This window comes from Catenulispora acidiphila DSM 44928 (assembly GCF_000024025.1).
Classification (GTDB): domain Bacteria; phylum Actinomycetota; class Actinomycetes; order Streptomycetales; family Catenulisporaceae; genus Catenulispora; species Catenulispora acidiphila.
The window spans coordinates 10,431,870-10,452,584 of record NC_013131.1 but is presented as its reverse complement, the minus strand read 5'-3'; the positions used below and the strand labels follow the sequence as shown (position 1 = coordinate 10,452,584).

Sequence of the window (20,715 nt, the reverse complement as noted above, 5' to 3'; positions counted from 1 at the left end):
CCGGATCAGGAGCCGGCGTTGAACTTCACGGACATGATGGAGTCGCCGAAGCGTTTGCCGCTGTCCGAGGCACACTTTATGTGCGTGACATCCGGGTCGGACACCGCCGGCAGCGGCTTGGTGAACCAGATCAGCACGTAGCGCGTGCTCACCGGCGACTTGGCGGTCAGGGTGACGGTGGTGTCGCTCGCGGTGGCCGTCGCGGCCGAGGTGAAGCCGGTCGGCGCGGTTCCGCCGACGACGGCGGGCACCGCGGTGACCGAGGCGCCGGCGGTCTGCATCTCCATCGCCGCGCCCGCGGTACCGACGGTCACGGTCGCGCTGGTGATGGTCTTGACCGAGCCCAGGTCGAAGATCAGGCCGGTGCTCTTCGGCTTGCTGTTGTAGGTCGGCGTGCTCGAGCAGTACTGGTTGGTGATCCAGCCCTTGCTGCCGATCTGGCCGTTGGCCAGGTAGCCGGCGCCTTCGGTGCCGCTGTCCTCGTCATAGACCGACACCGCCGCGGGGGTGATGTCCGAGGAGGGCGGTGCCTGGCTCGACCCCGAGGTGCTGGCCGGACCGGAGGACGTGCCGGTGCTGCCGGCGTTCGCCTTGTTCTTGTTCCCGCTGCCGCCGAACATCGTGTAGGCCAGCAGCGCGATGGCGACCACGGCGGCGATCGCGCCGACGATGATCAGCGTCGAGCTGTTGCGGCCGCCGTCGCCGCCGCCGGAGCCGCGCGAGCCGCCGTAGCCGCCCCCGGATCCCCCGCCGCGCGGACGGTAGTCGGTGTCGTCGTAGTTCTGCCGCTGCGGGGCGCTGTGCGGGGCGGGCCGTGTCGGCGCGGGCGTCTGCGCCTGCTGGTAGCTCGGCTCGACGTGCGGCATGGCCCTGGTCCGCGAGGTCTCGCCGGTCATCGCGGGCATGACCGTGGTCTGCTGGTGGCGCAGCGGCGCGGTCTGCGGGGTCGAGGGCAGCGGCGCCTCGTAGCGCGGGCGCGGCAGCTGGGCCAGGGCGTCGGCGACCTCGGTCGGGGTCTGGAACTGCGGGCCGGCCGGGCCGTCGCCGAGGATGCGCAGGATCACCTCGTCGAGCTGCGGGGAGACCTCGGGGCGCAGCTCGCTCGGCGGGACCGGGTCCGGCTGCTGCGGGCGCTTGCCGGTGAGCAGCGCGTAGGCCAGCTCGCCGATCGCGCCCAGGTCGGTGCCCATCGGATCGCGCGAGACCGTGCCGGTCAGCGCCGCGGCCAGACACAGGTCGAGGATCTTCACCTCGCCGGTGTCGGTGCGCAGCACCGTCTTGGGGGACAGCCGCAGGTGGGCCAGGCCCTGGTCGTGGGCCTCGGTCATGGCGCGGGCCAGCTCGGAGGTGATCCGGACCGCCTCGGTGACCGGGACCGGCCCGCCGGACAGGACCTCGCCCAGGGTGTGGCCGTCGTGCAGCCACTCGGTGATGACGTAGTAGAGGCCTTCGTCGGGCACGGCGTCCAGGACCTGGACGAAGTGGTTGTCGGCCATGGCCGCGGCGGCGCGGGCGGCGGCCATGAAGGCCTCGGCCCGAGGCTGGTCCGAGCGCAGCAGGTGGATGCGGTTGGGCCGGTTCAGCTTCTCGTCGGCGGCGAGCCAGGTGATGGCCGGGCCCGTGGTGTGCAGGACGCGCTCCAGGCGGTACCGGCCGTCGAGCCGGTCGCCCACGGTCACGCCGAGTGACCGGATCAGCGCCTCGGCGTCCGCGCCGAGGCCGCCGTCCGGATCGGTGGTCTGGTCCGCGGCTGCCACATGACTCCCTGGTCCGTGCATGCTCTGTGGCATGGTCTCGTCATCCCCGCCTCATGGTATTAGGTTTCGTGCCGTCCTCGTGGCGCGTTGTCCGACCCTCATCTGTGCAGACTGTTCCGAACCATGGGGGGTTGCCCCCGCCGAAACGTCTCGCGGATCGGTCGACAGCGCGTTATCGCCAGGCGGCTACCTCCCCAACTTCGCGCGTACCGAGCCGAGCAACTGCTCGACTTCCTCGACATGCATCAAGCGCGAGCACAGGACGAACAGGGTGGCGAGCAGGCCGCCGCCGACCGCCAGCGCGGCCGCGGAGCCCAGCCAACTCTGACCGACCATACGGTTCACATATAAAGCGACGATAAACGTAGCGCCGGCGGCGACCGCGGAGGCCCCGATCAGCCGGACGTACGTCTGCATGATGCGCTTGCCGTCCAGACCGCGCAGCCGCCTCTTGAGCTTCTGCACGGTGATCGCCAGGCCCAGGCAGTACGCGATGCCGTAGACCGAGCACATCGCCACCACCGCCCAGCGCTCCTCGCCGCCGCCCTTGAGCGCGAAGAACACCGCTGTGCTCAACACCACGTTGGCCAGCGAGATCCAGATGTTGATGGTGAACGGGCTCTTGGTGTCCTCGAAGGCGTAGAAACCGCGCAGCATCAGGAACTGTGCCGAGAACGGGATCAGGCCCAGCCCGAACGCGGAGAGCATGTATCCGATGATGTGGGCGTTGTCCATGGACATGCCGCCGTGCTTGAACAGCACCACCGCGATCTGCGGTCCCAGCACCAGGAACGCGAACGCCGCCGGGACGATCGCCACGCCGGTGACCCGCAGGCCGTAGGAGATGTCCTCGCGGACCGAGGCCAGGTCGTTCTTCACCGCCGCGCGGCTCATCCGGGGCAGCAGGGCGGTGATGACCGAGACGGTGATCAGCGCCTGCGGCAGACCCCAGATCATGTAGGCGTTGTTGTACGCCGCGACACCCCAGTGCTCGAAGCCGTCGTTGCCGACGTCGGAGGCGTAGCGCATGACCACGGCCAGGCCGATCTGGTTCACCAGCACGAACAGCAGCGTCCACTTGGCCAGCGTGACGGCCTTGCCCAGGCCGTGGCCGCGCCAGTCGAAGCGCAGGGTCAGGTTCATGCCGGCGGACTTGATGTACGGCAGCAGCGTCAGCGCCTGCACCGCGATGCCCAGCGTGACGCCCAGGCCCAGCAGCCGGACGTCGGCCGCCGGGATGGTCGAGGGGGTCAGGTCGTTCTTCTGGTTGATGTACCAATAGGCGCCGGTGGAGCCGATGACCACGACGTTGGTCAGCACCGGGGTCCACATCATCGGCCCGAAGCGGCCCTTGGCGTTGAGGATCTGGCCCAGCACCACGAACAGTCCCAGGAAGAAGATCTGGGGCATGAACATGCGGCCGAGGCTGATCGCCAGCTGCCGGTTCGACCCGCTGAAGCTGGAGAACAGGTCCACCAGCTGCGGGGTGAACAGCTCGGTGAAGATCGTCAGCGTGAGCACGCCGGTCAGCACCAGCGTCAGCAGCCGGCTGGCGTAGGCCGAGCCGCCGTCGCGGTCCCGGTGCATCGAGCGCACCAGCTGCGGCACGAACACCGCGTTCAGCGCGCCGCCGATGATCAGGATGTACAGCATGTTCGGCAGGTTCAGGCCGATGGTGTAGGAGTTCGCGACGTCGGCGGTGCCGATCGCGGCCACAAGAAGGAACTGCCGGACCAGGCCGGTCAGCCGGGAGGCGAGGGTGCCCAGGGCCATCAGCCGCGAGGCGCGGCCGACGCTGGGCTCGGCCGGCGCCTGCGGGCGGACCTCGGTCGCGGTGCGGTCCCGGACGCCCTGCTCCCAGGGAGCGCCCTCGCGGGTGCCCGGCCCGGTGCCGGCCGGGCCGCCGGGCCCGCGCGTGGCCGGACCCTGCACGCGGCCGCGGCGTGGCGGTATCAGGGCTTCGAGGTTGCTGGGGTTCGCGCGGCGGGGCGCGACCGTCATCGTCGGGATCGGCGAGAGGTCCCAGCGGGTGGCGCTGACCGCGTCCTCGTAGTCGTCGCGCCAGTCGCGCTCGTGGTCGTCCTCGTCCTCCGGCGCGCCGTACTGCTCGCGCTCCGGCTGCGGCGGCTGCGGCGGCTGCCAGGACGGCGGCTGGTCGCCGCCGCGGCCCGGGACCTCGTCGCGGAACAGCGCGCGGCTGTCGTCGACCGGTCGGCGGCCGTGGCCGGCGTCCCCGTCGGTACCAGGGCCCTGGGGCGGCGGCGCCGGCTGCCAGGAATCGGCCTGGACGCGGCGCGGATCGCCGCCGTGCGAGGGGGCGCCGCCGAACTGGTCGGGGCGCCCGGGAGCCGGCCGGGGATCGGGCTGACGGCCGTGCGAGGGGGCGGCGTACTGCTGCGGGTTCCGCGGGTCGGGGTGCGCTCCGCGGCCCGGGGCGCCGGGGTTCGGGTACTGGTCGGCGCCGCGCGGCGGGGGCTGACTGCCCTGGCGCGGGTCGCCGGTGTACGGGCCGCGGGCCGCGCGATAGGGGTCCTGCGGACCGGCGTACTGCTCGCGGTGGGACGGCTCGGGACCGCCGGGCTGCGGCGGACGCGCCGGATCCGGGCGCGGCTGGTGCGGCTGCGGCGGCGGCGGTGTCTGCGGCGCCGGCGGCCGCCCCTGGCCCGCGCGGGGGTCGGGGGGCAGCGGACGGCCGGTCTGCGGGTCGAACCGCGGTTCGGCCTGCGGGGTCCAGGGCTGCTGCGGAGCCGGGCCGGGAGCCGGGGAGTGATGAGGATCACTGCCCTGCGGTCCGCCCGGACCAGGCTGGGGTGCGCGCCGGGGCCGCTGGTCGTCGTCGTCGCGCGGCGGATCCGGGTGCCACAGACCACTGCCGTCGCTCGTCATTTCTCCAGCGCTCCCCGCGTCCGTGGTGTCCGTCGTCCGATCATTGCCGGTGTCTCAACTTGCCATTGTGTCCTGTGCGGGGGCGTGATGGGTGCGCTTGGCGCGGTAGACGCGCAATCCGATCAGCAGGATCAGCAGCGCGCCCGACCCGATCATCAGACCCAGGGCGATCAGACCGATGCGGCTGACCTTCACCGTGACGCTGGTGACGCTGCCGTTGGCCACATGTGTGATCAGGTTCGACGGATAATACGTGCAGTCGTCGTGGGTGTCTGCACACGTGTACAGCTGGGCCGTCAGCGTGACCTGCTGGCCGTTGCCCCGGGCCTGGACCGGGATCCGGATGGTCGCCGACTGGCCCGACTGCACGCTGTGCACCCCCTGGTCCTGGTTGACCTGGAGGAACATGGTGTGCGCGCCCTGGTCCTGGATGCGCAGGTAGACCTGGATCGTCGCGTCGGTCTTGTTGTTGATGGTGACCGGTACCGTTCCGGACTTGCCGGACATGGTCAACGGCGGGTTCTGCTGGCCGAAGGACACCAGCGCGTGATCGGCGACCACCGTGGAGTACACGGTCTGGCCGTAGGCCGCGTCGCCGCCGTGGTTCCGCCACCAGGTCGCCACCGGCCGGAACGGGACGGCGCTGTCGTATTCGCGGCCGACCATGATCGCGTGCAGCGAGTGGTCGAGCTGCTGGCTGTCGAAGGCCGCGTTCACCGCGGCGGCCGCCATGTTCGCCGTGGCGACCTTGGTCAGCGCGGAGACCTTCTCGGGCTTGGCCGGCGCGTCGGTGAGGACCTTGCCGAGGTTCTCCAGCCCGAACCACTGGTACTGGGGCGGCACCGACTTCACGGCGTTGATCGCGGTGAGGAGTTCCGGCGGCGGGTCGAAGTCCCGCGGCGGAGTCACGACGTGGATGCCCGAGCCCTCGACGTCCGCCAGCGCGGTCTGCGCCAGCCACTGCTGTCCGGCCAGGACGCCGGCGTTGCTCAGCGAGGGCGCGGCGGGCTTGGCGGGGTCGGTGAAGATGTTCGACAGGTAGTTGTCGTAGACGACTGTGTTCGGGCTGCTCGGCAGCGAGGCATGCGCCGAGGGCCACTGGGAGACGAGGTTCGAGCCGACCAGTGTCACCAGGTTCGGGATCTTGGCCGCGGCCAGGCCCGCCAGCGTGGCCGCGTCGGCTTGGCCGTCGGAGGGCCAGGCGACGGTCTGGCTGCCCGGCCGGCAGCCGATCGCGGTGACCGGCGCCCGCACGGTCGCGGCCGCGTTCAACAGGCTCTGGCCGGCCGGGCCGCTGTGGGACAGGGTGTTCAGATCCGGGTCCCCGTAAAGGAGATTCCAGCAGTTCTGCGCGCTGGGCGAGGACAGCAGAGCGACGGCCTGGTTGTACCAGGCCTCCGGAGCCGCGCCGGTGTCGCCGGTCAGTTTGCCGCTTTTCGACGGATCCGGATAGAAGTAGCCGTTGGCCAGCTCGTGCGCGGTGTAGAGCACGTCGGGGTCGACCAGCCAGTTGACGGTCATCCCCTGCCCCTGCTGGAGGATATTGCTCAGGCGGCCGTTCTGCGCGTACTGCTGGGCCGTCGACTGGTCCGCCACGATCGGCGCCTCGGAGGTGTCCGGCATCTTCTGCCCGGTCAGCCCGGGCTGGCCGACGACCGGCCACATCAGCGCCACCCGGGCCTGCCCGGCGTTCGGCATCTTCGTCGGCTTCCAGACGATGTACGTCCGCTGGCCGCCCACGAAGTTGTCGTTGGAGTCCCGCACGTCGAAGTCGATCGCGTAGACGCCGGGCTGGGGGGAGTAGTCGCCGAGCAGGTCGGTCTCGCTGGAGGTGATGCTCCACTGCTGGGAGGCGCCCGCGGCGAGCTGGGTGATCTTCACGGACTTGGCCGCCGTGGGGTAGCCCTCGCCGTCGGCCGAACCCATGGCCGACCGTGCGGTGACCAGGCTGCGCCACACCTCGAGGTGGGCGTCCTTCAGGGGCGTGGTTCCGGTGTTCTGCACGACACCGGAGAACGTCATCGTCTTCTTCGTGTCGCTGAAGTCTGGGATCTGCGGCGAGATCTTACCGATCCCGACCTGGACCGGCCGGGAATCCGGGCGGGCCGCGTCGGCGTGCGGCGCCTCCGCCCGAGCGGTGCCGGGCAGCAGACTCATGGCGCCCACGAACAGCACGAAGGCGGAAATCGCGCGGCAGACTCGGCTGGTCACCTGACGAATCGTAGTCCGGCCCGGCGACCGCGCCCCGACACGTAAACTCGGACACCATGCACACCGACCACCGGCGACCCCCGGAACCGCACCTTGACCAGGCACAGCGGGCGGCGGTAACAGAACTGCTACGAGTCGTGCCGGTCCTGGGCGAGCTGGCCGGCCGGTTCGCTGCCGCAGGTCACAGCCTGGCCCTGGTCGGCGGTCCGGTCCGGGACGCGCTGCTGGGCCGGCTCAGCGAGGATCTGGACTTCACCACCGACGCCCGGCCCGAGCAGGTGCTGAAACTGATGCAGGGCTGGGCCGAGGCGGTCTGGGACGTCGGCATCGCCTTCGGCACGGTCGGCGCGCAGAAGGCCGGCGCGAAGCTGGAGATCACCACCTTCCGCTCCGAGGCCTACGACCGCGAGTCGCGCAAGCCCGAGGTGGCCTATGGCGACTCGATCGAGGACGACCTGTTCCGCCGCGACTTCACGGTGAACGCCATGGCGGTGCGGCTGAGCGCCGATCCGGAGGACTTCGAGTTCGTCGATCCCTACGGCGGACTCGCCGACCTCGGTGCCGGCGTGCTCCGGACGCCGGGCACCCCGGAGATGTCCTTCTCCGACGACCCGCTGCGGATGATGCGCGCGGCGCGCTTCGCCGCGCAGCTCGGCTTCGACGTCGCCCCGGAAGTCCGCACCGCGATGACCGAGATGGCCGAGCGCCTGACCATCGTCAGCGCCGAGCGGGTCCAGGTCGAGCTTTCCAAACTGCTCCTCGCCCCGAACCCGCGGGCCGGGCTGGCGCTGCTGGTGGACACCGGGCTGGCCGATATCGTGGTGCCCGAACTGCCCAAACTGCGCCTGGAGATCGACGAGCACCACCGGCACAAGGACGTCTACGAGCACACCCTGACGGTGCTGGAGCAGGCGATCGATCTGGAGACCGACGGCCCGGACCTGATCCTGCGCCTGGCCGCGCTGCTGCACGACATCGGCAAGCCGAAGACCCGGCGCTTCGAGCCCGGCGGCGGCGTGTCGTTCCACCACCACGAGGTCGTCGGCGCGCACATGACGGCCTCGCGGCTGCGGAAACTGAAGTACAGCAAGGAGATCATCGACGACACCTCGCGGTTGGTGGAGCTGCATCTGCGGTTCCACGGATACGGCGAGGCGGAGTGGACGGACAGCGCGGTACGCCGTTACGTGCGCGACGCCGGTCCCCTGCTGGAGCGGCTGCACAAGCTGACGCGCTCGGACTGCACCACCCGCAACCGCCGCCGCGCTCTGATGCTGGAGCACGCTTACGACGACCTGGAGCGCCGCATCGCCGAGCTGCGCGAGCGGGAGGAGCTCGACTCGATCCGCCCGGACCTGGACGGCAACGAGATCATGCAGATCCTCGCGATCAAGCCGGGACCGGAGGTCGGAGCCGCGTACAAGCACCTGCTGGAGCTGCGTATGGACCGCGGTCCGCTGGATCACGAGACGGCGGAGACGGAACTGCGGTCGTGGTGGGCCGAGCGGGAAGCCGCGCGGAACCAGGCATAAGCGATTCCGGTCACCAGGTACACGGCGACGGTCGCGTACAGGAGCGCCGTCGACTTCCCGGACGCCGGCAGCGTCGCGGCGGCCACAGCGGCCGCCGCGACGAACGCGCCGTTGAAGAGCATGTCGTAGAGCGAGAACACGCGTCCTCTATAAGAGTCCTCCACATTGCGCTGCACAGTGGTGTCGGTACAGATCTTCTGCCCCTGCGCCAGGAACCCCAGGACGAGCGCGCCGATCAGCAGCGGGACGACGCGCCACCAGCCGGCGGAGGCGGCCAGCGCGACCCCGGATCCGATCATGCAGACCGTGATCCAGGTGGAGAACCTCACGTGGCGCAAGATGATCGGCGAGGCGAAGGCGGCGATGAAGTAGCCGAATCCGGAGACGGCGACCGCTGTTCCGAAGCCGCGCAGACCGGCGTTGGTGTCCTGCGGGTCGTTGAAGGTGTTGCGGAACAACAGCAGGACCATGATGGTCGTCAGGCCGTAGCAGAAGCGGTTGGCGGTGATCGCGGCCAGCGCCGCGGCCGCGGGCTTGCGTTCCTTCAGATGCTCCAAGCCCTCCACTAGTCCGCGCGCCACGACCTTCAGCTCGCTCCATGTGGAGGTTCCTGGGCTCTGGTCCGGACCCAGGGAGTCGCGCTTCATGGTGCGGGCTACTAGACCGCCCGCCATATAGAGGACAGCGGCGACGACGAGGATGAGGGCGTTGGCTCTGTCCCCGGATCCGACGAGTGCGCGGACCACGACTCCCACGGAGCCGCCGAGGGTCGCGGCGAGTGTTCCGGCGGTCGGCGAGACCGCGTTGGCGACGACGAGCCGTTTGTTATCCACAGCCTGTGGAAGAGCGGCCGACAATCCGGCGAGGATGAAGCGGTTGCAGCTGAGAACCCCTAGAGCGGAGGCGTAGAAGAGGATTCCGCTGTGTCCGGCGAGGACTTGGGCCGCCACGATCAGCACGATCCCGGCGCGCATGACGTTGGCGTAGAGCAGCACCTGCCGACGGCGCCACCGGTCCAAGAAGACTCCGGCGAACGGCCCGATGACCGTGAAGGGGACCAGCAGAAGCGCGAACGCTTTCGCGACCTCCGCGGCCGTCGCCTCCTTCTGCGGGGAGAACACGACGAAGGCCGCCAGGGCCACCTGGAACACGCCGTCGCCGAACTGGCCGATCAGGCGGGTCGCGAACAGCCGCCGGAAGAGCCCCGATCGCAGCAACTCCCGGAGATCACTCACCTTCGCAGCGTAATGCGCCAGACGCCTTCGGCGCCCGCAGCCGGACTTCTACTTGGCGCTGTCGAGGCACAGGGTCTTGGTGTGGTTCTCGTCCACGACGGACATGACCACTGCTGGGTAGGCATCGCAGCCGTTGCTGTCGCCGGTGGCGAGTACCGCGGCCACCTTGAAGGCGGCGCCGTGGTCGGTGCAGCCGACGGTCTTGAAGCTGCCGCCGGAGGGCGCCGTGATGCAGTCGCCCGCTTTCGCCGGCGACGGCGCGGGGCGGTTCGCGTACCAGAGCACGCCTGCCAGGATCGCTATGACGGCGACAGCACCGGTGAGGGTGGCTGCGCGGTTCCTCATCCCTCGAGGTCCAGCACCCGTGCGTGCAGTACGGTGCGCTGTTGGAGCGCGGCGCGCACCGCGCGGTGCAGGCCGTCCTCCAGGTAATAGCCGCCCCGCCAGTGCACGACATGCGCGAACAGGTCGCCGTAGAAGGTGGAGTCCTGGGACAGCAGGGCGTCCAGGTCCAGGTGGCGCTTCGTGGTGATGAGCTGATCCAAGCGGATCTGGCGCGGGGCGACCTCGGCCCACTCCTTGAAGGAGCGTCCGTGGTCGGGGTAGGGCCGCCCTTCGCCGATGCGCTTGAAGATCACGGCACCAGGGTAGCCGGAGCCGCTCGGGGAGGCGGCGCCCGATCGGCAAAGAGGACACAAAATCGTGACGGAACGGGTCCGGAATGTGATGTCCCCGAGGCTGTTCGGGACGGTGCGCGCGAAATCTCGCTCCGCTGACGAACCTGCTCGCGGAACATGTGAGTCGACACTCACGTGAGACTCCATATGGGAAGTCGCTCTGCCGAGCACCCCGATACGCGGGAGGAGTTCCGCGAGTTCGCGGTGGCCAGCCAGAGCCACCTGCGGCGGTCGGCCTATCTCCTGTGCGGCGACTGGCATTTCGCCGAGGACCTCGTCCAGATCGCGTTCGACCGCATCTACCGGCACTGGAACCGGGTCCGCGACGCGGACAACCCCGGCGCCTATGCGCGGCACGTGGTCTACCGGTGCTTTCTGGACTCCAAGAGAAAGTCGCGCCTGGACACGGTGCCCGTGGAACACCTCCCCGAGAACCCCGCGCCGCCGGAGCACACCGAGACCCGGCTCGCGGTGCTGGACGCGCTGAAGTGCCTGCCTCCCCGGACCCGCGCGGTCGTGGTGCTGCGGTACTGGGAGGACCTGAGCGTGGAGCAGACCGCGGGGATCCTCGACATCTCCCAGGGTTCGGTGAAGAGCATGGCCAGCCGCGGGCTGGCGTTGTTGCGGACGTCGCTGGCCGGGGTCGCCGACGGGCCGGGCCGATCGTGAGCAGGAGTGAGGAAAGCGGACCTGAGATGAGTCCTGACATGAGTGTCGAAGACCACGGAGACGGCGCCGTGCGCGGTCTCCTCGACTCGGCCTTCGCCGGCGCCGAGCCGCCGATGCGCGACCTCGCGAGCGGGTCCATCGCCCGCGGGGACGCCGCCCGGCGCCGGAACCGGAGGTGGGCGGCGTGCGGTGCCGTGCTGAGCGTGCTGGCCGTGATCGGGACGTTCACCGCGGTGACCGGAGCGACGCCGGCCAGGCACCGGAATCCGACCCCGGTGACCCCGGCGACCTCCTCGGAGCCGGTCTACGCGCCCCCGAGCGGCCCGTTGGGCTTCGGCCCAGGGCCGGCCAGCATCGACAAGATGCAGGACCTCAAGAACCGGCTGCCCGCGGCGCTACAGCCGCTGTTGCCGGCGGGGATCGCCTTCGGGCAGGTGGGTATGCACGACGACACGGTCTTCATCAACCGGATGAGCGGCGTCCTGTCCGGACCGAGCGGATCGAACCTGGCGGCGATGTGGGTCGGTCGGGCACCGGCGGAGGACACAGCCATCCGCAAGTTCGCCTGCCAGGAGGGAGGCACCTGCGAGACCAGGATCGCCGACGGCGGGACCATCTACCTCGACGAGCACGTCTACACCGCGGCCGATCAGCTGCGGCACATCGGCGTGGCGGTGGACGCGCTGAAGCCCGGCACTGAGAAGACCGTCGTGAGCAGATCACTGTCGATGTTGTTCGTCCCGGCTGATCGCACCCAGTACGCGTTCGAGTTTCAGATCGAGACGGCGATCGCGCCGATCCGGTACGCGGACCGCGCGCCGGCGGACGTCGAGCCCGGAATCCCGTGGCCGCCCCCCGTGCCCGAGATCCCGGTCTCCGACCCCTCTGGGCTGCTGATGTCCAACGACGACCTCGTCGCGATGCTGAGCAGACCGGGACTGCACGGGCTGGAGTATCTGCTGGACTACCGGACCGCGATCGCACCGGCGGCGAAGGCACAGGTCGCCGCCGCCGGAGACCGGATCGCCGCGGCGGCCGGGGCGGCGCTTCCGCCCGGGGTGAAGGCCGGCATCGACAGTTCCGAGACCCTGCCGCGGCTGTATCTGACCGGACCGACCGGCACGGACCAGCTGAACTGGACGGCATTCGTCCTGGACGCCGCGGACCGGCAGCGGGAATACGGGACCTGCGAGGCGGGCGACAGCTGCACCCGCAGGACGGTGCCGGGCGGGACACTGATGATCAATGAGACGTATCCGAACAGCGATTCGGCCACCTCCTCGGACACCCCGCTCGTGGACAGCTATGTGTTCTTGCCCGACGACCTGAGCAAGCCGGTGCTGACCATGACGCTGTCGTCAGAGCCGCTGAGCTACCGGCCCGGCCAACCCGGCCAGCCGGTGACCGCGACCGGAGCGATGCCCACACTGTCGCGCGCCCCGTACGCGCCGCTGCAGGTGAGCCGGGACCAGTTCTTGACCGCGGTGGAGAACGGTCAGGCTCTGACCGCGATCACGACGACGGAGTCGTTGCTGGCGGCACTTCAGTAGCGCTCTGTCTGTCGCAGCGCGGCGGTGCCCGGGCCTTCGCTGGGTCCGGGCATCGCCATGAACATCGCCATGAATATCGCCACGGACATCGTCTTGCGCGGGGCGTTGCTGAGACACCGGCAAATCCGCTTTGCCGACCGGAGCCCGGTCATGGTCAGCTCGATCTCATGCACCCCCTCACCGAAGACGCCATCCGGGCCAGCTTCGCCAACTGTTCCCAAGGCGAGGCCAAGCGCATCCCCATGCCCCGCGACCTGGCGCAGACCCCCTGGGACGACCTCGACTTCCTCGGCTGGCGCGACCTCGGCGCCCAGGACCGCGCCTACCTCGTGACCCCGCGCGGCGACGGCCTGACCGGCGTCACCCTGCGCAGCGCCGCAAGCCGCAAGGGCTTCCTGCGCCGCAACCTGTGCTCACTGTGTCTGACGACACACGCCGGCGGCGGCGTGTCGCTGATGACCGGCCGCAAGGCAGGAGACGCCGGCCGCCAGGGCAACTCGGTGGGCCTCTACCTCTGCTCAGACCTCGCGTGCTCCCTGTACATCCGCGGCGTGAAATCACCCGGCGCGGCCGGCGACCGCCTCGAGGAGACCCTGAAGGTCGAGGAGCAGGTCGGACGCATGGCCGGCAAGCTCGAGGAGTTCCTGGCGCGGCTCGGCGTGTGAGGCCACTGCGAAGAAGTCGCTCAGCCACCCGGTCACCCGAACACCCCGTCACCCGAAAGTGTGGAGCCACCGCTTTCGGCCGCCCGCCGACACGCCCAGTGCGAGATGCATCACATTCGCCAAGCCGCCGACCTCCCCGCCGGCGCGCGCGAGTCCCCCGGATCCGACGCGAAAACGACGAAGGCCCGGACCGTCGGTCCGGGCCCTCGTGCACGCCCAGCTGGGCGAAGGCGGAGGATACGAGATTTGAACTCGTGAGGGGTTGCCCCCAACACGCTTTCCAAGCGTGCGCCCTAGGCCACTAGGCGAATCCTCCGCCGAGAAGCATACCTGACTCTCGGGATGGGTCCGCACTCCTATATGCTTGTCCTCGGACTCCCATGCGGCGTCATCACACTCAACTCCCCCAGGGCTTGACGGCAGCAAGGGTCGGTGTGCTCTGGCGGGTGCATGGGAGTTCTTTTTTGTCCGGTTGTCGGTGTCAGCCGCTACCTTTGCTACGTGTCCCTCGCGCTGTATCGCCGCTATCGGCCCGAGACCTTTGAGGAGGTCGTCGGCCAGGAGCACGTGACGCTACCCCTGCAGCAGGCGCTCCGGAACGGTCGGGTGAACCACGCCTACCTGTTCAGCGGGCCTCGGGGGTGCGGCAAGACCACCAGTGCGCGGATTCTGGCGCGCTGCCTGAACTGCGAGCAGGGACCCACGCCGACGCCGTGCGGGACGTGCCGGTCGTGTGTGGAGCTGGCGAACGGCGGGTCGGGGTCGATCGACGTGATCGAGATCGACGCGGCTTCGCACGGCGGGGTGGACGACGCGCGCGATCTGCGGGAGCGGGCCTTCTTCGCGCCGGCGGCGTCCCGGTTCAAGATCTACATCATCGACGAGGCGCACATGGTGACCTCGGCGGGGTTCAACGCCCTGCTGAAGGTCGTGGAAGAGCCGCCGCCGCATCTGAAGTTCATCTTCGCCACCACCGAGCCGGAGAAGGTGATCGGGACCATCCGGTCCCGGACGCACCACTATCCGTTCCGGCTGATCCCGCCCGGCGTGCTGCGCGAGCACCTGAATGACATCACCGCCCGCGAGGGCATCAAGGTGGAGCCGGAGGTGCTGCCGCTGGTGGTGCGGGCCGGTGCCGGATCGGCGCGGGACGCGATGTCGGTGCTGGACCAGCTGCTGGCCGGTGCCGACGAGAACGGCGTCACCTACGCGATGGCCACCGGGCTGCTCGGCTACACCGACGCCGCGCTGTTGGACCGGCTGGTCGAGGCCTTCGCCGGGAACGACGGCGCCGCGGTGTTCGGCCTGGTGGACCAGGTCGTCGAGAGCGGGCACGATCCGCGGCGGTTCCTGACCGACCTGCTGGAGCGCTTCCGCGACCTGGTGGTCCTGAACGCGGTCACCGACGCCGGAGCCGCCCGGGCCCTGATCGACGTGCCCGACGACCAGTTCGAGCGGATGGCCGGGCAGGCGCGGTCCTTCGGCGCCTCCGAGCTGTCCCGCGCGGCCGACCTGGTGAACACCGGGCTGACCGAGATGCGCGGCGCCACCGCGCCCCGCCTGCTGCTGGAGCTGGTGTGCGCCCGCGTGCTGCTGCCCGGCGCCGACGACGCCGAGCGCGGCCTGGTCGCGCGGGTGGACCGGCTGGAGCGGCGCGGCGTGGTGCTCGGCGCCGCCGCCCCCGCGCCGATGGCGCCGATGGGCAGCGGGCCGCGCGTGGTGGAGGACGAGTACGACGAGCCGCCGGTGCGCCGGCCGAGCGCTGCGGGTGCAGGCGCTGGCGCTTCGGTACCGGCCGGTTCGGTGCCGAGCGGTGGGAATCCGCAGAATGCTCCGGACAATCAGCAGGCAACTGGCGGGGGCAGTCTCGGAACGCCGCCTTGGGAGCAGGGCGGCGGCCCGTCTGCGGCGAACAGCGGCGGCGGGGCTGAGCAGTCCGCGGCGAACAGTGGAGGTGCGCCGAACCCGGCGGCCGGTCCGCTGGGGACACCGCCGTGGGAGCAGGGCGCTGGCGCGCCGGCTGCCGCGAACGCCAATGCCAACGCCAATAACAACGCCAACGCCAATGCCCCTGAGCCGAGCAGCACTGGCAGCGGACCTGCTGCCGCTACCAGCCAGGGCGCCCTCGGCACACCGCCGTGGGAATCAGGCGCGCCGAACGCCGGTGCCAGCCAGCAGGCAAACGCCGGGCCCGGACCGTCTTCCGAAAGCGCACCCTCCTGGGCCGCCGACGCCACCGCACCCTCGAGCGCCAGCGTCCCCGAACCTCCGGCATGGGCAGCGGACGAACCCAGCGCTCCCCAGCCGGCTCCGACTCCAGCCGCCGTCCCCCAACCGCAGCCCCAGCCCTCACCGCCTTCACCAGGCGGCGCCGCACCCGCCGGCATCGACATCCGCCGCATGTGGCCGGACCTGGTCGAGGAGGTCAAGCGCCGCGACGGCCGGGTGAGCTGGATGCTCCTGAGTCAGAACTCGCAGGTGCTCGGCCTGGACGGCGACCGCCTGCAGGTGGCGTTCGTCAGCGCCGGCGCGCGGGACCGCTTCGTGAGCCGGGGGACCTCCGACACGCTGCGCCAGGCCGTGCGCGACATGTTCGGCTTCCAGTGGCAGGTCGACGCGATCGTCGATCCGTCGCAGACCCCTGGGACGCAGGTCGCGCCGGGCGTCTCCATGACGCCGCCGCCCCCGGCGCAGATGCCTCCGCCGCCGAGCTCGTATCAGCCCTCGCAGGCTCAGCAGGCGGCGTCGCAGCCGTCCCAGCCCTCGCAGCCGTCACCGCCCCCGCAGCGTGAGCCCGAGCCGCCGCGTGCCGCCGCCCCGGCGTCGTCCGCGCACCAAGCTCAACAACCCTCACAGGCGCAGCAGAAGCCGGCTGCCGCCCCGGCGCCCCCGGCATCGCCGCCGCCACCCCCGACCCCTGTGGTCCGTCCCGAGGACGATGTCGTCTCCGACGACGACGAGGTCCTCGCCGAGGACAACGCCTCAGCCCACGAACTCGTCGTCCGGGAACTCGGCGCGCAGCGGTTGGACGCCGAGGACTGAGCGGTGCGGCTGAGCGGTCCTACACCGGCTCCGACCACCGGATAACCAAGATCACCCCGGGCCGGCCAGCCCCCACCCGGCCCGACCCGGGCCGTTCTCGACCGGGACACGCGGTATTGGCCGGGTCGGTCCCGGAGCGCGTATGGTCGAGTACGACTTCACATAGCGGCGTACAGCGGCAGGAACAGGAGCACCCACAGTGGCTTTCCCCGATGAGACCGGGCCCGGTGGCGGGATGCCGGACCTCGGCGGCATGGACCTGCAGGGCATGCTCGGCCAGGCCATGCAGATGCAGCAGCGCATGGTCGAGGCGCAGCAGGAACTGGAGCGCACGATCGTCTCCGGCAGCGCCGGCGGCGGTCTGGTGACCGCCAAGGTGACCGGCACCGGGGACCTGGTGGGTCTGGACATCAAGCCCGAGGCCGCCGACCCCGAGGACACCGAGACGCTGGCCGACCTGGTGATCGCCGCGGTGCGCGACGCGCGCGCGGCGGCGGACAAGCTGGCCGCGGACAAGATGGGCCCGCTGGCCGGCGGCGGGATGCCCGACCTGGGCAACCTCGGCAATCTGTTCGGCTGAGGCGAGTCGGGGATTCTGCCATGTACGAGGGTGTGGTCCAGGATTTGATCGACGAGCTCGGCCATCTGCCCAACATCGGGCCCAAATCGGCGCAGCGCATCGCCTTCCACCTGCTGCAGGCCGACCCCGCAGACGTGCGGCGGCTGGCCGAGGTCCTGATCCGGGCCAAGGAGCAGGTGCGGTTCTGCGCGGTCTGCTTCAACGTCGCCGAGCAGCAGGAGTGCAAGATCTGCCGGGATCCCCGGCGCGATCCGAGCAGCCTGTGCGTGGTGGAGGAGTCCAAGGACGTCGTCGCGGTGGAGAAGACGCGCGAGTTCCGCGGCCGCTACCACGTGCTGGGCGGGGCCATCTCGCCGATCGACGGCGTGGGCCCGGACGACCTGCGGGTCAAGGAACTGCTCAAGCGGCTGGCCGACGGCGTGATCACCGAGGTGATCCTGGCCACCGACCCGAACCTGGAAGGGGAGGCCACCGCCACGTACCTGGCGCGGCTCATCAAACCCCTCGGGCTGCGGGTGACCCGGCTGGCATCGGGCCTGCCGGTGGGCGGGGATCTGGAATACGCCGACGAGGTCACCCTCGGCCGGGCGTTCGAGGGGAGAAGACAGCTCGATGTCTGAACCGATGACCTCCGACGATTTGTCGGAATTCGCGATCGAGATCCACGACCAGGTCACCTCCTTCCTGCTCTCGGTACGCGCGGTGGCGCGCGGCGACGCCCCGGACAGCAGCGTGCCGATCCTGCTCCTGGAGACCTCGCAGCTGCTGCTGGCCGGCGGGCGCCTGGGCGCCATCCGGGACGTGGTGCCCGACGAGCGCTTCGAGACCGACGCCGGTCCCGACCCGGACCTGGACGAGCTGCGGGAGAAGCTGAACGCGCTGCTCAAGCCGGTGAACACCTACAAGGAGGTGTTCGACCCGCTGGCGCCGAAGTCCGAGATCGAGACCCGGCGCATCTCCGACGACCTGGCCCTGGTCTGCGCGGACCTGGCGCACGGCCTGGCCCACTACAAGGCCGAGCGCGTCACTGAAGCGCTGTGGTGGTGGCAGTTCTCCTACCTGTCCAGCTGGGGTCCGGCGGCCTCGGCGGTGCAGCGGGCGCTGCTGTCGGTGGTGGCCCGCTCCCGGCTCGGCGCGACCACCGGTTGAGCGCGCTTTTCCCCGCTCTGTCCGTGACCGGCCGCCTGACCTGCGGTGGCGGCCGGTCCCACATGGTGAAAGCTCAGGGGAGTCTCAGCGGCCCCGATTAGACTCGAAGGCGGCGGGCCGCCTGCGGGCGGCCTTCGTACCGCACACCGCCTCACCTCCAGGGAGACACCGCGTGGGCCTCATCGTCCAGAAGTACGGAGGCAGCTCCGTTGCCGACGCCGAGAGCATCAAGCGTGTCGCCAAACGCATCATGGAGACCCGCCGGGCCGGGCACGAGGTGTGCGTCGTGGTGTCGGCGATGGGCGACACCACCGATGAGCTGATCGACCTGGCCAAGCAGGTCTCGCCGATCCCGGAGGGCCGGGAGTACGACATGCTGCTCACCGCCGGCGAGCGCATCTCGATGTCGCTGGTGGCGATGGCGATCAACTCCATGGGCGGGGACGCGCGCAGCTACACCGGCTCGCAGGCCGGCGTGATCACCGACCAGTCGTTCAACCGGGCCCGCATCACCTCGGTGACGCCGGGCCGGCTGCGCACGGCGCTGGACGAGGGCGCGATCACCATCGTGGCCGGCTTCCAGGGCGTCTCGGAGACCACCAAGGACATCACCACGCTGGGCCGCGGCGGCTCGGACACCACCGCGGTCGCGCTGGCCGCCGCCCTCGGTGCCGATGTCTGCGAGATCTACACCGACGTGGACGGCGTCTTCTCCGCCGACCCGCGGCTGGTGCCCAAGGCCCGCAAACTGAACCGGGTCACCTATGAGGAGATGCTGGAACTCGCCGCGTCCGGCGCGAAGATCCTGCACCTGCGCAGCGTGGAGTACGCGCGCCGGTTCAACGTCCCGATCCATGTCCGTTCCTCGTTCGCCCAGCACGAGGGCACCTGGGTCCGCGCAAGAGAAGAAGGAGAGACCGTGGAGCAAGCCATCATCGCCGGCGTCGCTCATGACACCAGCGAGGCGAAGGTCACGGTGGTGGGCGTGCCCGACAAGCCGGGCGTGGCCGCCCAGATCTTCCGCACCATCGCCGACGCTGAGCTGAACATCGACATGGTGGTGCAGAACATCTCGGCCGCCGCGACCGGCCGGACGGACATCTCCTTCACGCTGCCGGTCGCCGACGGCCGCCGGGCGATCACCGCGCTGCAGAAGGTGCAGCCGGCGATCGGCTTCGAGTCGCTGCTGTTCGACGACCAGATCGCCAAGGTGTCGCTGGTCGGCGCGGGCATGAAGTCCCACCCCGGGGTCACCGCGGTGTTCTTCGAGGCCCTGTCCAACGTCGGCGTGAACGCCGAGATGATCTCGACCTCGGAGATCCGCATCTCCGTGGTCTGCCGCGCCGACGTCGTCAAGGACGCCGTCGCCGCACTGCACACCGCCTTCGGCCTGGATGCCGACGGCGAGGAAGCCGTGGTTTACGGAGGCACCGGCCGATGACTGGTAAGAAGCCCACCCTGGCGGTCGTGGGGGCGACCGGAGCGGTCGGGACCGTGATGCTCGACCTGCTGTCCACCCGCGAGGACGTCTGGGGCGAGATCCGTTTGATCGCCTCGCCGCGCAGCGCCGGCCGCAAGCTCGCCTGCCGCGGCGAGCAGCTGGAGGTCGTGGCGCTGTCCGAGGAGGCCTTCGAGGGCATCGACGTGGCGATGTTCGACGTGCCCGACGAGGTCTCGGCGCAGTGGGCGCCGATCGCGGCGGCCAAGGGCGCGGTGGCCGTGGACAACTCCGGCGCGTTCCGGATGGATCCGCAGGTGCCGCTGGTCGTGCCGGAGGTGAACGCCTCCGCGGCGCGCAACCGGCCCAAGGGCATCATCGCCAACCCGAACTGCACGACGCTGTCGATGATCGTGGTCCTGGGCGCCCTGCACCAGCGCTACGGCCTGGCCTCGGTCGTGGCCGCCTCCTACCAGGCGGCCTCCGGCGCCGGCCAGCCCGGCATCGACACGCTGCGCGCGCAGATGGAGAAGGTGTCCGGCACCAACCTCGGCACGCACCCCGGCGACCTGCGCGGCGTGGTCGGCGACCTGGGCCCGTTCCCGGCGCCGCTGGCGCTGAACGTGGTGCCCTGGGCCGGCTCGCTGAAGGAGGACGGCTGGTCCTCCGAGGAGCTGAAGATCCGCAACGAGTCGCGCAAGATCCTGGGTCTGCCGAACCTGCGGGTCTCGGCGACCTGTGTGCGCGTCCCGGTGGTCACCACGCACTCGGTCTCGGTGCACGCCAGCTTCGAGGACGAGGTCACCGTGGCCGGCGCGCACGAGATACTGCGGGCCGCCCCGGGCGTCGTCGTGCTCGACGACCCGGCGGCCGGGGAGTTCCCGACCCCGGCGGACGTGGTGGGCACCGACCCGACGTGGGTGGGCCGCATCCGACGCACGCTGGACGACCCGAAGTCGCTGGAGCTGTTCGTGTGCGGGGACAACCTGCGCAAGGGCGCCGCGCTGAACACCGCGCAGATCGCCGAGGTCGTGGCGGCGGAGCTGAGCGGAAAGAGCTAGGGCGGATCGGCACTGTCCTTCGTCTGCTCCTCGGTCGCAAGTCGCGCCGGTCCACGATGACCGGCGCGACTGTCTCAGGGTTGGTATTCCCCCCGGCCCCTGCTCAGCCCGCGATTTTGCGAACCGGCACCGCCCGCGGTCGGCACATCGGGTAGGAATAGAGGTATGTGCCTGTCGGAACACCCTCGTAGGCGGTACAACTCTGCGGGGGTGCTCCGTGTCTAACCACTGTGACCGCTGGAGTGTTGACGTCGCCGTCGTGG

16 protein-coding genes, 1 tRNA gene and 1 other RNA gene are annotated in these 20,715 nt (G+C 70.3%); 11 read left to right on the top strand and 7 right to left on the bottom strand.

The features are described from left to right. Nucleotides 1-5: 5 nt before the first annotated feature. The 3 genes from CACI_RS47015 to CACI_RS44695 form a co-directional block, all read right to left on the bottom strand. Entirely contained in the window at nucleotides 6-1,757 is a 1,752-nt protein-coding gene (locus tag CACI_RS47015; protein WP_049871937.1) for a protein kinase family protein, read from the bottom strand. Nucleotides 1,758-1,943: 186 nt separating this feature from the next. Next, on the bottom strand, nucleotides 1,944-4,643 hold the full coding sequence (gene murJ / locus CACI_RS47010) for a murein biosynthesis integral membrane protein MurJ (protein WP_015797575.1): 2,700 nt from the start codon (nucleotides 4,641-4,643) through the stop codon (nucleotides 1,944-1,946). A 54-nt stretch (nucleotides 4,644-4,697) separates the two neighbouring features. Further along, nucleotides 4,698-6,854, bottom strand: a complete 2,157-nt coding sequence (locus CACI_RS44695) for a hypothetical protein (RefSeq protein ID WP_015797574.1) — start codon at nucleotides 6,852-6,854, stop codon at nucleotides 4,698-4,700. A 56-nt stretch (nucleotides 6,855-6,910) separates the two neighbouring features. On the opposite strand from CACI_RS44695, the gene CACI_RS44690 reads away from it, so the two are divergent. After that, entirely contained in the window at nucleotides 6,911-8,386 is a 1,476-nt protein-coding gene (locus CACI_RS44690; protein WP_015797573.1) for a CCA tRNA nucleotidyltransferase, read from the top strand. Here CACI_RS44690 and CACI_RS44685 read toward each other — a convergent pair. From CACI_RS44685 to CACI_RS44675, 3 genes are read right to left on the bottom strand one after another with little or no spacing between them, the layout of a single operon-like run. Beyond that, nucleotides 8,317-9,621, bottom strand: coding sequence for an MFS transporter (locus CACI_RS44685; protein WP_015797572.1), 1,305 nt, complete (start codon nucleotides 9,619-9,621; stop codon nucleotides 8,317-8,319). The genes CACI_RS44690 and CACI_RS44685 overlap by 70 nt on opposite strands. Before the next feature lie 48 nt (nucleotides 9,622-9,669). Next, the gene (locus CACI_RS44680; protein WP_015797571.1) at nucleotides 9,670-9,966 is read right to left on the bottom strand and encodes an LppU/SCO3897 family protein; all 297 of its coding nucleotides are present in this window, start codon (nucleotides 9,964-9,966) and stop codon (nucleotides 9,670-9,672) included. After that, nucleotides 9,963-10,259, bottom strand: a complete 297-nt coding sequence (locus tag CACI_RS44675; protein ID WP_015797570.1) for a type II toxin-antitoxin system VapB family antitoxin — start codon at nucleotides 10,257-10,259, stop codon at nucleotides 9,963-9,965. Before CACI_RS44675 ends, CACI_RS44680 begins: the two co-directional genes overlap by 4 nt. Before the next feature lie 186 nt (nucleotides 10,260-10,445). On the opposite strand from CACI_RS44675, the gene CACI_RS44670 reads away from it, so the two are divergent. From CACI_RS44670 to CACI_RS44655, 3 genes are all read left to right on the top strand, one after another. Then, complete coding sequence (locus CACI_RS44670; RefSeq protein WP_015797569.1) at nucleotides 10,446-10,967, top strand: SigE family RNA polymerase sigma factor; 522 nt, start codon at nucleotides 10,446-10,448, stop codon at nucleotides 10,965-10,967. 38 nt (nucleotides 10,968-11,005) lie between these two features. Beyond that, nucleotides 11,006-12,517, top strand: a complete 1,512-nt coding sequence (locus tag CACI_RS49450) for a hypothetical protein (protein WP_041540843.1) — start codon at nucleotides 11,006-11,008, stop codon at nucleotides 12,515-12,517. Nucleotides 12,518-12,684: 167 nt separating this feature from the next. Next, nucleotides 12,685-13,182, top strand: a complete 498-nt coding sequence (locus CACI_RS44655) for an FBP domain-containing protein (protein ID WP_015797567.1) — start codon at nucleotides 12,685-12,687, stop codon at nucleotides 13,180-13,182. Nucleotides 13,183-13,413: 231 nt separating this feature from the next. Here CACI_RS44655 and CACI_RS44650 read toward each other — a convergent pair. Next, a tRNA-Ser gene (locus CACI_RS44650) sits at nucleotides 13,414-13,498 on the bottom strand. A 53-nt stretch (nucleotides 13,499-13,551) separates the two neighbouring features. On the opposite strand from CACI_RS44650, the gene ffs reads away from it, so the two are divergent. The 7 genes from ffs (at nucleotide 13,552) to CACI_RS44620 (ending at nucleotide 20,452) form a co-directional block, all read left to right on the top strand. Continuing rightward, nucleotides 13,552-13,648: signal recognition particle sRNA small type (gene ffs, locus CACI_RS47320), an RNA gene on the top strand. A 35-nt stretch (nucleotides 13,649-13,683) separates the two neighbouring features. Beyond that, nucleotides 13,684-16,224, top strand: a complete 2,541-nt coding sequence (locus CACI_RS44645) for a DNA polymerase III subunit gamma and tau (RefSeq protein WP_041540841.1) — start codon at nucleotides 13,684-13,686, stop codon at nucleotides 16,222-16,224. Nucleotides 16,225-16,459: 235 nt separating this feature from the next. Continuing rightward, complete coding sequence (locus tag CACI_RS44640) at nucleotides 16,460-16,804, top strand: YbaB/EbfC family nucleoid-associated protein (RefSeq protein ID WP_041540840.1); 345 nt, start codon at nucleotides 16,460-16,462, stop codon at nucleotides 16,802-16,804. 20 nt (nucleotides 16,805-16,824) lie between these two features. After that, a complete protein-coding gene (recR, locus tag CACI_RS44635; RefSeq protein WP_015797564.1) occupies nucleotides 16,825-17,424 on the top strand; it encodes a recombination mediator RecR in 600 nt (199 codons plus the stop codon). After that, the gene (locus CACI_RS44630) at nucleotides 17,417-17,953 is read left to right on the top strand and encodes a DUF5063 domain-containing protein (protein ID WP_015797563.1); all 537 of its coding nucleotides are present in this window, start codon (nucleotides 17,417-17,419) and stop codon (nucleotides 17,951-17,953) included. The genes recR and CACI_RS44630 overlap by 8 nt, the downstream gene beginning before the upstream one ends. Before the next feature lie 172 nt (nucleotides 17,954-18,125). Next, on the top strand, nucleotides 18,126-19,394 hold the full coding sequence (locus CACI_RS44625) for an aspartate kinase (protein WP_015797562.1): 1,269 nt from the start codon (nucleotides 18,126-18,128) through the stop codon (nucleotides 19,392-19,394). Further along, entirely contained in the window at nucleotides 19,391-20,452 is a 1,062-nt protein-coding gene (locus CACI_RS44620) for an aspartate-semialdehyde dehydrogenase (RefSeq protein ID WP_015797561.1), read from the top strand. Before CACI_RS44625 ends, CACI_RS44620 begins: the two co-directional genes overlap by 4 nt. The last annotated feature ends 263 nt before the right edge of the window (nucleotides 20,453-20,715 follow it).

What these genes read in the sequence shown, in the direction of transcription:
- murJ (WP_015797575.1), bottom strand. Translation starts at nt 4,643, where the DNA reads ATGACGAGCGACGGCAGTGGTCTGTGGCACCCGGATCCGCCGCGCGAC.
- CACI_RS44690 (WP_015797573.1), top strand. Translation starts at nt 6,911, where the DNA reads ATGCACACCGACCACCGGCGACCCCCGGAACCGCACCTTGACCAGGCA.
- CACI_RS44680 (WP_015797571.1), bottom strand. Translation starts at nt 9,966, where the DNA reads ATGAGGAACCGCGCAGCCACCCTCACCGGTGCTGTCGCCGTCATAGCG.
- CACI_RS44670 (WP_015797569.1), top strand. Translation starts at nt 10,446, where the DNA reads ATGGGAAGTCGCTCTGCCGAGCACCCCGATACGCGGGAGGAGTTCCGC.
- CACI_RS49450 (WP_041540843.1), top strand. Translation starts at nt 11,006, where the DNA reads ATGAGTGTCGAAGACCACGGAGACGGCGCCGTGCGCGGTCTCCTCGAC.
- CACI_RS44655 (WP_015797567.1), top strand. Translation starts at nt 12,685, where the DNA reads ATGCACCCCCTCACCGAAGACGCCATCCGGGCCAGCTTCGCCAACTGT.
- CACI_RS44640 (WP_041540840.1), top strand. Translation starts at nt 16,460, where the DNA reads ATGCCGGACCTCGGCGGCATGGACCTGCAGGGCATGCTCGGCCAGGCC.
- recR (WP_015797564.1), top strand. Translation starts at nt 16,825, where the DNA reads ATGTACGAGGGTGTGGTCCAGGATTTGATCGACGAGCTCGGCCATCTG.
- CACI_RS44630 (WP_015797563.1), top strand. Translation starts at nt 17,417, where the DNA reads ATGTCTGAACCGATGACCTCCGACGATTTGTCGGAATTCGCGATCGAG.
- CACI_RS44620 (WP_015797561.1), top strand. Translation starts at nt 19,391, where the DNA reads ATGACTGGTAAGAAGCCCACCCTGGCGGTCGTGGGGGCGACCGGAGCG.